Genomic DNA, 12,897 nt, shown 5'->3' on the forward strand with positions numbered 1-12,897 from the left:
TTGCACTTTTGCCGTGGCAATAGACAATTACGCACCAGTGATCTGCATAATTGCACATCATGGATTGGGACAACCTCCGCTTCTTCCTGGAGCTCGCCCGGTCAGGCACGCTGGTCGGTGCAGCGCGGCGCCTCGCGGTCGACCACACGACGGTGGCGCGGCGCATCCAGGCGCTGGAGAAGCAGGTGGGCACGGCCCTCTTCTCGCGCGAGGCCGACGGGCACCGGCTGACGGAGGCGGGGCGTCGGTTGCAGCCTCAGGTGGAGGCGATGGAGAGCGCCTTCCTCACCGTCGAAAGCGCGACGGCCGCCTCGCACGAAGGGCTTTCGGGGCTGGTGCGCATCGGCGCGACGGAGGGCTTCGGCACGATCGTGCTGGCGCCGCAGCTCGCGCTGTTCGCGCAGCAGCATCCCAAGCTGGTGATCGACCTGCTGGCGATGCCGCGGCTCGTGCATCTGTCGCGCCGGGAGGCCGACATCGTGATCTCGCTCGAACGGCCGGCACGCGGTCCGGTGGTGGTGACCAAGTTGACTGACTATGTCCTGCGCCTGTACGCGTCGAAGCCCTATCTGGCAAAGCACGGCGAAATCCGCACGCGGGAAGACTTGCGCGGCCACACCTTCATCAGCTACGTGGACGACCTGCTGTTCAGCAAGGAGCTGCAGTACCTGGACGAGTTGTACCGGCCGGATTCCTTTGCGCTGCGCAGCACCAGCATCCTGGCGCAGCACCAGGCCACGGTGGCGGGCGCGGGCATCGCGGTGCTGCCGGCGTTCATCGCGGAACGCGACAAGTCGTTGCGCCGGGTGTTGCCGGGCGAGGCCAACTTCACGCGGACGTTCTGGATGTCGGTGCCGGCAGAGACTCGGCACCTTGCGCGCATGAAGGCGACTTGGGATTTCTTGCGGGAGACGGTGGAGGGACAGCGATCGCTGTTGCTGCCTGAGGGGTAGCGGAGCGTTCTCGCCCCTATGCCCAAACCGGCAAATGCCTCCCAGGCGGCATCGATGCCCGCGACCACACGGCAGGCGTACGCAGAAGCTGCGCGCTATGGCGCACCCCACACAGCGCCCCAAACCCCGACGCCGACGTTTCCAGGTACGGCGACCTGTCAGGCCTTTCGATCCGAAGCCCATCGGCCACCCGCCCCAATCCGCGAAGCCAATGCCCCGTCTGGGCCAGCGAGACCTGCACATGCCAGCTGCCGCCCTCGCGCTGCTGACGCCACAGCGCTGCAGACGCGCCCATGGCGATGAGGTAGCCCGTCGCCTCGTCGAGGATCTGCATCGGCAGCGGCCTTGGCTTTCCATCCCCGGCAGCCTCACCCTCCGCATGGTTGAAACCCATCGCGGACTGGACCAGCGAATCGAAGCCGCGGCGCTCCGCCCAAGGGCCTTGCGTTCCGTAGGCCGAGAGTGAGACATAGACGATTCCCGGCCGCATCTCCGCCGCCTGATGGGCACCGAAGCCCAACGCCGCGATGCCGCCGGGCCGGTAACCCTGGATCATGACGTGTGCGTCTTGCAGCAAGGCCGTCAATGCGTTGCGCCCGGCTTCCGTTTGCAGATCGACATGGGCCGACAGCTTCCCGCGGCTGGTGTCCGCGATCGCTTCGATGTTGGGCAGGTTCGGTGAATTGATCAGCATCACGTCGGCGCCATATGCCGCGAGCGCGCGACCGCCCACAGGGCCGGCGAGGATGCGCGTCAGGTCCAGCACACGCACGCCCGACAAAGGCCTCGCCTCTGCAGAAAGCGGTGGCAGGTCGCGCGCCGGTGCATCGCCGATTCGCTCGAAGGTGAACAACGGCTGCAACGCCAAGGCGGCGCCCTGCGGCGTGACGTCCCACTCGTCGAAATGCCGCAACGCCGTCGCGACCAGCCCTTTGGCCGCCGCGACAGACTCGAACTCCACCGCCTTCCACGAGTGCATTGCTGCTTCGGCATCCGCGCGCTGCGCGGTCTGCGGATTCAGGCCCAGCAGCGGCAGCGCCCCGTCCCGGTGGTGCGCGAAATTCGCATGGACGCGCACCCAACCGTCAGACGCCCGGTACAACCCGGAAAACGCGTCCCACAACTCCGGCACCCTTCCATCCACGCTGAACCAGCCCGTGCATTCGAGCGCCGCGTGCACCATCTCGACATGGACCTCCTGCCGCGGCGTGCCCCGTGCGTGACCCAGTTCGCAGGCCGCGAGCGCGGCAGCGGCGATGGTGCTCTGCGCTGCAGTCCCTACGGCGAACGACGACGGCAACACCGGGTCTGTGCCATCAAGGCGCGCATAGGCCAACGCTTCAGGCGGCAAGCCCGCAAGCCGCCAGATCCGGCTCAGTTCCTCGGTCGCGTTCATGTCCTGCTCTCCAAACAAAAAAGGCAGGGCGCGTTCACACGGCCCTGCCCTTTGCGCCAAGCGCCGGATGCCTCACCGGATCAGCTTGGTTCCGGTCTTGGCCTGCAGCGTCTCGAAGCTCACGCCCGGCGCCAACTCGACGACCTTCAGGCCCTGCGGCACCACGTCCATCACGGCAAGGTCCGTGATGATGCGATCCACAACCCCCACGCCCGTCAGCGGCAGCGTGCACTTCTCGAGGATCTTGAGATCCTCGGTGCCATCCTTCTTCCTGGCCACGTGTTCCATCAGCACGATCACACGCTTCACGCCCGCCACGAGGTCCATCGCGCCACCCATGCCCTTGACCATCTTGCCGGGGATCATCCAGTTGGCGAGGTCGCCCTTCTCGCTCACCTGCATGGCGCCGAGGATTGACAGGTTGATCTTGCCGCCGCGGATCATCGCGAAGCTGTCGTGGCTGCCGAAGATGGCGCTGCCGGGCAAGGTCGTCACGGTCTGCTTGCCGGCGTTGATCAGGTCGGCGTCGACCTGGTCCTCCGTCGGGAACGGCCCGATCCCGAGCATGCCGTTCTCGCTCTGCAGCCAGACTTCCTTGTCACCGACGAAGTTGGCGACCAGCGTCGGGATGCCGATGCCCAGGTTGACGTAGAAGCCGTCTTCGAGTTCTTGCGCCGCACGTGCGGCCATCTGGTCTTGGGTCCAGGGCATCTCAGGCTCCTTTGCTGTTCTTGATGGGGGCCGGGACTTCGCTGCCGGCCGCGGCTTGCGCGATGGCGGCCTGCGCCTCGACCTTGGCGGCCACTGCGTCGACCGGTGCGGCGGCGCTCACCGTCCGCTTCTCGATGCGCTTCTCGGGGTTGCTGTTGAGCACGATGCGGTGCACATAGATGCCTGGCAGGTGGATGTCGTCCGGCGCCAGTTCGCCGACTTCGACGATCTTCTCGACCTCGACGATGCAGATCTTGCCGGCCATTGCCGCGGCGGGATTGAAGTTGCGCGCCGTCAGGCGGAAGCGCAGGTTGCCGGACTTGTCGGCCACGTCGGCCTTGACCAGCGCGACATCGGGAACGAGCGAGCGTTCCATGACGTAGGTCTCGCCGTCGAATTCGCGCAATTCCTTGCCTTCGGCGACCTGGGTGCCCACACCTGTCTTGGTGAAGAAGGCCGGGATGCCGGCGCCGCCGGCGCGCAGCTTCTCGGCCAAAGTGCCCTGCGGCGTGAATTCGAGCTGGAGTTCGCCCGCGAGGTACTGGCGCTCGAACTCCTTGTTCTCGCCCACGTAGCTCGCGATCATTTTCTTGATCTGGCGGGTTTCGAGCAGCTTGCCTAGGCCGAAGCCGTCGACACCCGCGTTGTTGGAGATGCAGGTCAGGTTCTTCACGCCCGAATCGTGCAGCGCGTCGATCAGCGCCTCGGGGATGCCGCACAGGCCGAAGCCGCCGACGGCGAGCGTCTGGCCATCGGCCACGACACCCTTGAGCGCCGCGTCGGCGGAGGGGTAGATCTTGTTCGCCATGATTCCTCGCTGGGTGATGGTTGATTCAGAGTCTCAGACGATACTACGTACAGACATACGTAGTATTTCGTAATGGAGACACCCGACACCGATCTGACCGCCATCGACTACCGGCTCGCCTTCGAGCAGTCGCCGGTGGGCATGGTGCTGTCGCGCCATCGCATCATCGTGGATTGCAACGCGCGGCTGTGCGAAATGTTCGGCGCCACGCGCAATGCGCTGGTCGGCCAGTCGTTCCAGGTGCTGTACCCGAGCGTCGCCGAATTCGAGCGTATCGGCAAGCGCATGGAGCCGATCCTGAACGCCAGCGGCCGCTATGCCGACAACCGCATGATGAAAAGGCTGGGCGATCTGCATGGCGCCTTCGCCGGCGACACCTTCTGGTGCCATGTAAGCGGCCAGGCGCTCAACCGCGCCGCGCCGCACGAGGCCGGCATCTGGACCTTCGAGGATCTGGGTTCGCGCCGCTCCGTCAAGGCCGAACTCACGCCGCGCGAGCGCGAGGTGGCGGCGCAGGTCATGCAGGGGCGCACCTCCAAGGAGATCGGCAAGGCCCTCGCCATCAGCCACCGCACCGTGGAAATCCATCGCGCACGGCTGATGCGCAAGTATGCCGCGGCGACCACCGCCGAACTGGTGCAAAAGCTGATCGCCGGATAGATTGCGGCGAAGCATGAACTCCTATCACGACCCCGAGAAGCCGCATCACCGCGTCCGCGGCTTCCAGAACAACTACGTGGAGTACCAGCCGAAGAGCCTCTCGGAGCTGCTGCGCTGGCGCAGGGACGCCTTCCGCGATCACCTGCCGCCGCCGCCGCTGGCACCTACGCCGAGGGTGGCGCCCGACTTGGCCTGGCTGCACGCCAACGCGCTTGCCGGCGTGCGGATGGCACCGGCCATCACCTACGTCGGCCATGCCACCGTCATGGTCCAGATGGGCGGGCTCACATTGCTGACCGATCCGATGTTCTCGCAGCGTGCCTCACCCCTGCGGCTCGTGGGCCCGAAGCGCCACACCGCGCCCGGCATCGCCTTGGCGGAACTGCCGCACGTCGACCTGGTGCTGGTGTCGCACAACCACTACGACCATCTGGATGCGGCGTCCGTGCTGGCACTCAACCGGCAGGCCGGCGGCCCGCCCTTGTTCATCGTGCCCCTGGGCCTGAAGCCGTGGCTGGCCGCGCGCGGCATCCGCAACGCAGCCGAGCTCGACTGGTGGGACAGCCACCGCGTGCCGTCGCCACGCGGCGATGTCGACGTGACCCTGGTTCCGGCGCAGCACTGGTCCTCACGCAGCCCCGGCGACGCGATGGCGACCCTCTGGGGCGGCTTCGCGGTCCTCGCGCCGGATTGCCATCTCCTGTTCACCGGCGACACGGGCTACTCGCGCGACTTCACCGACATCCGCCGCCACTTCCAGGATCGCCAGGCGCCCGGGCACGGCGGCGGATTCGACATTGCGCTTATTCCCATCGGGGCCTACGCACCGCGCTGGTTCATGAGCAAGCAGCACGTCGATGTCGAGGAAGCGCTGAAGATCCACAGTGACGTGGGCGCCAAGCGCTCGCTCGGCATCCACTGGGGTGTCTTCACGCTGACCGACGAGGCGCTGGACGAACCGCCCAGGAAGCTTGCGGAGCTTCGCAGCGCACTGGGCGTGCCGGACGACGAGTTCTTCGTGACCGCGGTCGGCGAGACGCGAAAGCTCGCACCTCGCATCGTGGTCACCGCGCGCGAAGTCTGAATGACCGCCATTGTTTCTCGCAAGCGAACACTGCAGTTCGTTTTGCCCTGATCCTGCGCGGACGAATGGCCTCAGACTCAGGTCTCACAGAGGCAGCAAATGAACACGACATGGAACTTCATCTTGGCCGGCGCGGTGACCCTGGCGTCCGCGGCGGGAATCGTAGGCGGTGAGGCCGCGAAGGGCGAGTTGCGCCTCGCCGAGGCGGCCACCTCGTTGAGCGCGAGTCCGGCAGCGCTCGCCTGGTTGACCGGGGACACGACGGCGGTGGCGACCGCCCAGTAAGAGACAGGCTGCGCGACGCGCCGATCTGCAGGAACCGGCGCTTTCAGAATTCGAGCCGGATGCCGCTCTGGCGGACGAACTCGGTCCAGAAGGGAAGCTCCGAATGGATCAGCGCTCCGAAGGCGTCCGACGGCAAGGGCATCGGCTCCAACTGCTGGCTCGCAAGTTGCGATCTCACCTCCGGCGATGCAAGCGCCTTCATCACGGCATCGGACAGCAGCGCGACGATGGCAGGCGACGTGGCCGCCGGTGCCGCCAACCCCCACCAGGCCGAGAGCGCCAATTGCGGCATGCCCGCTTCGGCCGCGGTAGGCACACTCGACAACGTGTCCAGGCGTTCCTGCGCGGTAACGAACAGCGCGCGCAGCCTGGCGGCGCGGATCAGCGGAAGCGCCGCGACCACGGTGTCGCAGCCGAAGAGCAGTTGCCCTCCGGCAACGTCGGTCAGCGCCGCGCCGCTGCCGCGATAAGGCACGTGGACCGCCCTGCGCCCGGACCGGCTCAGGAAGTATTCGGCCGCGAGGTGCCCGATGGTGCCGACGCCAGGCGAGCCAAAGGAACCGCCCATCCGGGCCAAGCGCTCATTCAGCTCTGCAAGGCTGCGCGGCGCCTCGGGGGTGTCGGCCACCACGAGCACGAAGGCAGTGCGCGAAAGACCCGCGACCGGCACGAAATCGCGCTCGGCGCGGTAGCGCGCCTTGGGATTCAGCGCGGGATGGGTCAGCAGCGTGCTGGTGGTCGCGAGCGTCAGGGTGTAACCATCGGCCGGCGCCCGGGCGCCCTGCTCGGTGCCGGTCGCGCCGCCGGCGCCCGCGCGGTTGTCGACGATCAGCGGCTGCCCGAGCAGCGGCGCCATCGCAGTCGCCACGATCCGCGCCAGCGCATCGCTGCCGGTGCCTGGCGCGAAGGCGACGATCAGCTTGATCGGACGGGACGGGAAGCGCTCGCCCGGCTGCGCCAGCGCTGCGGGCAGCCAAGCCCCCGGAATGGTCGAAGCCAGCGCGGCGCGCAACAGCAGGCGTCGCTGCGGTGCGACGTGCTCGTGCGGAGGCGGGTTGCAGGCGATGGCCGGGTCCTTGTCGAGCAGGCGTTCGAACAGATAGCCGGCATTGTTCAGCACGAAGACGATCGGCTCCAAGCCGAGACCCCGAGCAGCGACTCGGCGTGGATGGGAATGCGCAGGCCCTCGATCGCCGATTGCTGCTGCGCACCGAACACATCCCGTTCGTCAGGCGATGCGGAAATGTTCGGCCGGTCGATCGAGATCTTGATCGCATTGCAGGTATCGACGAAAAAACTGCCGACGACACGCTCCGGGGCCACCTGGAGAACTCCCGCGATGCTGTCCTTGTGGAACAAATTCGAGCGCAACGCCGTCTCGTAGTCGCCGACCGAATTGAAGACGATGTCGAAGGTCAGCCGGTTGATGCCGGCGTCCTTGCTGCGGATCACCACCGCCATGTCGAGAAGAGGCCGGCTCCCATGCGGCTGGCCGCGCGGCGGCGCATCCGCGATCAGCGACAGCGTGCGGTCGTCCAGGTTGCCTTCGTAGCCTGTGACGCCGATATCGAAGTAGCGCGGTCGCTCGCTGCCCTCCTTGACCCATGAAGCGCCCTCGGCACGGTAGTAGCTGATCGGGAACATCCGCTGCTTGATCACCTCTTCGTTCTGCAGCAAGTGGTAGAGCGACCATTCGTAGGCATCGGCGGCGTCGAGGTTCAGGCGCGAGCCCGACTTGGGCGGCGCAAGCCTCGCGATGGCCTCGACCTCGGCCGCATGGCGCTCGGCCAGCCGGGCGGGATCGTCGTCGATGGTTCGCAGCAGCACGGCGGGATGCTCGGCATCGGCATCGATCAGCCGGTATTGCGCCTGCGCCAGCGCATCCGGGAACTGTGCCTCGATCAGCCCAATCACCGCTGCCTTGACCTTGTCGTAGTTCGCGAAGAACACCGGATCGCGGGTGCCGCTCGGCACGATGGCGCCATAGAGCCCGTCCTCGCGGCGGAAGCTCACGAGGTTGGGCGACAGCGGATAGGCGATGTTGCCGGCGGTCGCCTTGCGGCCCGGGTAGCCGTAGTGGATCAGGTAGTGCGTCAGCAGGCTGGCCAGTGTCTCGGCCGCCTCCGGCGTCTTCGCGGTCGTCTCGACAATGATGCCGAGTTCGCGCTCCTCGCCTTCCACCGCGCGAGCCTGCACACCGTTGCGGCCGTACACCAGCACCTCGGGCGGGATGTTCGGCAGGTCCGCCGGGTCGATGTGGATCAGCGAAACCTTGCGTCCGCCGAGACGGCGCGAACCCTCCAGCTTGATGCTCCAAGGCCAGGGCCTGGACGCGCGTACGAACCGGCTGTTGCGGATGCCAGTGGTGCGCACGTCCGGCACGAAGAATTCCGTCTTTTCCATCACCAGGATGCCCTCGGGATAGAACTGCAGTTGAGGGTGGCTTTCCTCGTAAAGCGAGTGGGCGGCGATCGAGTACGGCGTGCAGCGGCGGTTCGCGTCCGGGGCCACGAAGACGGCCGAACCGTCGTCGTACAGCTCGGCCACCAGGCAGTCGGACGGCGTCCCCGGATCACAGGCCAGTGCGCCGCATTCGAGCACATGACCCACGTGATAGGCGATGCCGGGGTCGATGCCTCGGCGGATCATGTCGGAGGCGAACAGCGCGATGTCGCAGGAACGCCCCGCGAAGACGTATTGGGCGCCGCTTTCGAGCGCGGTGATCAACGGATGGATGCCCATCTGGCCAACGATGACGCTCTGGCGCAACGCCGCTTCGTCGAGTTCGGGCCCGACGCCGGTCGGGAGCAAGTTGCCCTGGCGCAGTTCGCCGATGACCACTTCAGGGTCCAGCTCGGCGTTGATGACCGCAACCTTGGCGTCCTTGACGCCGAGCTCGGCGAACACTTCCTTGGCCACATCGAGCATCCAGTCCAGGTTGCGATCTGCGCCGGCCATACCGCAGCTTCCGAGGATCACCGGGCTGCCGGTTTGCAGACCGGCCTCGACCATGTGGCGGTAGTCGGCCTTGACCGCCTCGCGCTCGAAATACTGCTTGCCGGTGCCCAGGTAGTAGGGACCGGCATCCATCGAGCCCGCATCCGAGACGATGGCGTCGATGCGCCCCCTGAGCGCCTCCTGCAACGATGCTCTCGGAAACCCATAACCCAGGGCCCCGCAAGCGGAAACCACACGATAGACAAGCCTGGCCATGACCGTACTCCTGGATGTCCGGAGGCAGCGGGACGCTGCGCTCTCGTTCGACATGGAGGCGGACTGTGCTTGGATCGACGACCGTTGGGAAATACGGTCTCGTTATGCAGCTATAGGTGGCGGATATGGGCTTCGAAGCTACCCCTCGATGCACTCCATCCCCAACGGCGACTGCTCGCCGAGGAAGCTGTGCACGAAGGGCCCCAGCATGTCGCGCACCGCCTCCCCCGCACGGGTCAGCGACACACCGTCGGAGGACACCACGTGTGCGGTCTGGTGGATGGCGGGCTCGATCGGTGTCGCGACGAGCCCCGCCTGGCCAGTGCCTGCCTTGAAGTCGCCCATCGGGATGACGGTCGCGCCGACGCCGGACTGCACCGCCGACAGCATGCCGTGCAGCATGTTGGCCTCGGCAACGACCGTGGGTGCGAGCCCTGCCGCCGCGAAATGTTCGTCGAGCAGGCTGCGCATGGCATTGGGGTGGCTCGGCAACACCAGCGGCCGGGCGGCCACCTGCGACAGCGAAATCGACTTGGCGCCGCCGCGCACCCCTTGCTTGCGGTCGACGAAGTACAACCGCTGGCGAAGCAGCGGATGCCGTACGAGCCCCGGGGTGGGCGCCTCCTCGAACACGATCGCGAGGTCCAGCGTCCGGGCCGCGATGCGCGACTTGAGAGACAGGCTGTCCTCGGTGACAAAACTCAGGTTCACCATCGGCAGCGCGGTCCTGCAGGCCTTCATGAAGCCCCCGGCGAAAAGGGACGCGAGGGTCGACGACATCCCGAGGCTCACGGAGCCCGCCACCTCGCCGCCGCTGAAGCGCACGATCTCCGGGAGCTTCTCGACCTGCCGCAGGATCGACACTGCCTCGCGATAGAGGGCATCGCCCGCCGCCGTGGGCCGGACGCCGCGTGCGCTGCGGTGGAGCAGCACCACGCCGAGTTCTTCCTCGAGTTCTGCCATCTGCTGGCTGAGGGCGGGCTGCGCAATGAAGATCATCGTGGCGGCGCGCGAAAAGCTGCCCGCCTCCACGATCTTCACGAAGTAGCGCAGATGGCGGAGCTGGATGTGGTTCTCCTGCCCGGAGGATGGTTGGATCGAATCGGAGCCTGCCGGGTCGCAGACGCCGGATTGCCGGGATTGTTCCGCAAGCACCGGGAAAAGTCATCCGCAGCGCGAAGGCGCGCTCAGGCGGCCTTGCGAAAGGTGAGGTTGATGCGGCAGTCGCCCATGAACGGATGTGAACCCTCCTTCAACGGCAGCACACCATGGTGATGCAGACGTGCCGGTCCACCCCAGACAACGACGTCGCCATGGGCGAGCGGTATGCGCCGGGCCTTGTCTGTCCTCTTCGCTCCACCCAATAGGAACACGGCCGGCAAGCCCAGCGACACGGAAACGATGGGCTGGGCATGGTCGCGCTCGTCGCGATCCTGATGCAAGGACAGCCGTGTGCCCGCTTCGTAGCGATTGACCAGGCAGGCATCCGGCACGAAGCGATCGAAGCCGGCCTGCGCGGCCGCCTCACCCGCAAGCCGCGAGAACACGGCAGGCATGCGCGGCCAAGGCCGGCTCGCCTCGGGATCGATCGCGTCGTAGCGGTAGCCCGTACGATCCGTGACCCAACCCAGCTCGCCGCAATTGGTCATCGCAACCGACATGCGAAAGCCGCCGGGCGTCACCATGTGGCGAAGTGGTGCATCGTCGATCACGTGCCGCACTGCATCCAGGAGTTCTTCCTCGTACGGCCGCGCGAACTGGCGCAGCACGACGGCGCCCGGTTCGAGTGGCTCCAGCCAGGGCGCCACAGGCTCCGAGACGGTTTCGAACAGATCTGGCGTCATGCCGCGTCGTGAAAGATGATGCCCGCCGTGTGCCGATTCCCCGACAAAACCCGGCTCACTCCGTGCCGCAGGTTGACCCGGTAGACGCCGCGCGTCCCCTGCACAGGCCGGTGATGCACCGCGATCACCGCCGCATCGCCCTGGCGCAGTGGCAGCACCATCGGCCGCGACTGCATGCGCGGGCGCTGCTCGGTCATCACGAACTCGCCGCCCGTGAAGTCGCGGCCCGGCTCGGACAACAGGATGACGACTTGCAGCGGAAAGACGTGCTCGCCGTACAGGTCCTGGTGCAGGCAGTTGTAGTCCTCGGCGCGGTACTGCAACAGCAGAGGCGTCGGCTTCGTCTGCCCTGCCGCGTGGCATCGGGCGATGAAGTCGGCATGCCGGGACGGGAAGCGCACGTCGATCCCCATGACCTCGTTCCAGCGGTTCGCGATCGGCGCGAGATGCGGATACGCCACCTCCCGCAAGCCCGCGACCAGATCGGGCAACGGATACGCGAAGTACTTGTACTCCCCGCGGCCGAAGCCATGCCGTTCCATCACGACGCGGCTGCGAAACGAAGCCTCCGACGCGTACATCGCGGCGAGCCTCTCGCACTCGGCCCGCGTGAGCAGGCCGGGAATCACCGCACTCCCCTGCTCATCGAGATCGCTGCTCGCCTGCGCCCAGTCAATCGCAGCAACCCGCGCAACCGGGGCATTCATGTCCCGTGCGTTCATGCCCGCTTCGCCTCCCGCCGCAGCAGCGCGCTCTTGCGCTCCACGCCCCAGCGATAGCCCGACAGGCTGCCGTCGCTGCGCACCACTCGATGGCACGGAATCGCCACCGCCAGCGTGTTGGCGCCGCAGGCCTGGGCCACCGCACGCATCGATTTCGGTGCGCCGATGCGCTTCGCGATGTCGCTGTAGCTCGCGGTCGCGCCGATCGGAATCTCGCGCAAGGCCTGCCACACACGCTGCTGGAAAGCCGTGCCGCGCACGTCGAGCGGCAAGTCGAGGCCCAGTCCCGGTGCCTCGACGAAGCCGACCACCTTCGCCACCAGTTCCTCGAAGCCGGCATCGCCGCCGATCAGCCGCGCCTGCGGAAACTGGTCCTGCAGGTCGCGCGCCAGTGCATCGGGGTCGTCACCCAGTGCGATCGCACAGACACCGCGTTCGCTCTGCGCGACCAGGATGGCACCCAGCGCGCATTCGCCGATCGCGAAGCGGATGTCGGTATTGGCACCACCGGCACGCCATGCAGTGGGCGTCATGCCCAGCATCTCGTTCGAGCGCTCGTAGAAGCGGCCGTTCGAGTTGTAGCCGGCGTCGTAGATGGCATCCGTCACCGTGTCGCTGCGAGCCAGTTCCTGCCGCACCCGACTTGCGCGATGTGCCGTTGCATAGGCCTTGGGCGTGACGCCGGTGACCTCCTTGAAGAGCCGGTGCAGGTGCCACGTGCTCCACCCGGCGCGCCCGGCAAGGTCGTCCAGCGTGGGCGCCTGCTCCGAACGCTCGATGAAGCGGCAGAGGTCGGCGATGGCAGCCGCGTGCTGCTCGGCCCGTGCGGGCTGGTCGGGCTTGCAGCGCTTGCAAGGGCGAAAGCCCGCGCGCTCGGCGTCCGCAGTCGTGGCGTGGAATTCCACGTTCTCCGGGCGCGCAGAGCGTGCCGCGCAGGAGGGCCTGCAATACACACCCGTGGTCCTGACCGAGTAGAAGAATCGCCCGTCCGCCGCCGCGTCGCGGGCGAGCACGGAAGCCCAGCGCGGATCGCTGACGGTCGCGAGGGCCCGCATTTCGTTGGGATTGCTCATGTTCATATGCATCCTTCGATCTGGTGGTTGTTCGATGGCTTCACTGTAGGGATCGACGGCCGGAGGCGCACTCCGGGTCTTGCTTTCGAATCCGATCGTAGGACAGCACCGTCAAGCCCGGATTTTTCTTCAGCCCTTGGCCTACGGG

Annotated in this window: 13 protein-coding genes; 4 read left to right on the forward strand and 9 right to left on the reverse strand. The window is 66.8% G+C overall.

Annotated elements, in window-relative coordinates:
• Window positions 1-59 precede the first annotated feature (59 nt).
• Entirely contained in the window at window positions 60-953 is an 894-nt protein-coding gene (locus tag QTH97_RS03870; protein WP_286566729.1) for a LysR family transcriptional regulator, read from the forward strand.
• A 16-nt stretch (window positions 954-969) separates the two neighbouring features.
• Here the strand turns inward: QTH97_RS03870 and QTH97_RS03875 are convergent, their stop codons facing one another.
• The 3 genes from QTH97_RS03875 to QTH97_RS03885 form a co-directional block, all read right to left on the reverse strand.
• A complete protein-coding gene (locus tag QTH97_RS03875) occupies window positions 970-2,349 on the reverse strand; it encodes a CoA transferase (RefSeq protein WP_286566730.1) in 1,380 nt (459 codons plus the stop codon).
• 72 nt (window positions 2,350-2,421) lie between these two features.
• Window positions 2,422-3,060, reverse strand: a complete 639-nt coding sequence (locus tag QTH97_RS03880; protein ID WP_286566731.1) for a 3-oxoacid CoA-transferase subunit B — start codon at window positions 3,058-3,060, stop codon at window positions 2,422-2,424.
• Window position 3,061: 1 nt separating this feature from the next.
• Window positions 3,062-3,868: a CoA transferase subunit A gene (locus QTH97_RS03885; protein ID WP_286566732.1), complete on the reverse strand. Its 807-nt coding sequence runs from the start codon at window positions 3,866-3,868 to the stop codon at window positions 3,062-3,064.
• A gap of 93 nt (window positions 3,869-3,961) precedes the next feature.
• On the opposite strand from QTH97_RS03885, the gene QTH97_RS03890 reads away from it, so the two are divergent.
• The 3 genes from QTH97_RS03890 (at window position 3,962) to QTH97_RS03900 (ending at window position 5,897) form a co-directional block, all read left to right on the forward strand.
• Window positions 3,962-4,528 carry a LuxR C-terminal-related transcriptional regulator gene (locus QTH97_RS03890; RefSeq protein ID WP_286567093.1) on the forward strand — a complete coding sequence of 189 codons (567 nt, stop codon included), beginning with the start codon at window positions 3,962-3,964 and terminating at the stop codon, window positions 4,526-4,528.
• Between the two features lie 13 nt (window positions 4,529-4,541).
• Window positions 4,542-5,612 carry an MBL fold metallo-hydrolase gene (locus QTH97_RS03895; RefSeq protein WP_286566733.1) on the forward strand — a complete coding sequence of 357 codons (1,071 nt, stop codon included), beginning with the start codon at window positions 4,542-4,544 and terminating at the stop codon, window positions 5,610-5,612.
• A 99-nt stretch (window positions 5,613-5,711) separates the two neighbouring features.
• Complete coding sequence (locus QTH97_RS03900; RefSeq protein WP_286566734.1) at window positions 5,712-5,897, forward strand: hypothetical protein; 186 nt, start codon at window positions 5,712-5,714, stop codon at window positions 5,895-5,897.
• Window positions 5,898-5,940: 43 nt separating this feature from the next.
• On the opposite strand, the gene QTH97_RS03905 is transcribed toward QTH97_RS03900, so the two are convergent.
• The 6 genes from QTH97_RS03905 to ada form a co-directional block, all read right to left on the reverse strand.
• On the reverse strand, window positions 5,941-7,017 hold the full coding sequence (locus QTH97_RS03905; protein ID WP_286566735.1) for a Bug family tripartite tricarboxylate transporter substrate binding protein: 1,077 nt from the start codon (window positions 7,015-7,017) through the stop codon (window positions 5,941-5,943).
• A complete protein-coding gene (locus QTH97_RS03910; RefSeq protein WP_286566736.1) occupies window positions 7,011-9,110 on the reverse strand; it encodes a DUF4387 family protein in 2,100 nt (699 codons plus the stop codon). Before QTH97_RS03910 ends, QTH97_RS03905 begins: the two co-directional genes overlap by 7 nt.
• A 138-nt stretch (window positions 9,111-9,248) precedes the next feature.
• Window positions 9,249-10,265, reverse strand: coding sequence for a LysR substrate-binding domain-containing protein (locus QTH97_RS03915; protein ID WP_286566737.1), 1,017 nt, complete (start codon window positions 10,263-10,265; stop codon window positions 9,249-9,251).
• A 32-nt stretch (window positions 10,266-10,297) separates the two neighbouring features.
• Window positions 10,298-10,954: a DNA oxidative demethylase AlkB gene (alkB, locus tag QTH97_RS03920; protein ID WP_286566738.1), complete on the reverse strand. Its 657-nt coding sequence runs from the start codon at window positions 10,952-10,954 to the stop codon at window positions 10,298-10,300.
• Window positions 10,951-11,676, reverse strand: coding sequence for a 2OG-Fe(II) oxygenase (locus QTH97_RS03925; RefSeq protein WP_444813365.1), 726 nt, complete (start codon window positions 11,674-11,676; stop codon window positions 10,951-10,953). The genes alkB and QTH97_RS03925 overlap by 4 nt, the downstream gene beginning before the upstream one ends.
• Entirely contained in the window at window positions 11,673-12,755 is a 1,083-nt protein-coding gene (gene ada / locus QTH97_RS03930; protein ID WP_286566739.1) for a bifunctional DNA-binding transcriptional regulator/O6-methylguanine-DNA methyltransferase Ada, read from the reverse strand. Before ada ends, QTH97_RS03925 begins: the two co-directional genes overlap by 4 nt.
• Window positions 12,756-12,897 lie beyond the last annotated feature (142 nt).

The sequence above is a fragment of the Variovorax gracilis genome (genome assembly GCF_030317115.1).
Lineage (GTDB): Bacteria > Pseudomonadota > Gammaproteobacteria > Burkholderiales > Burkholderiaceae_C > Variovorax > Variovorax gracilis.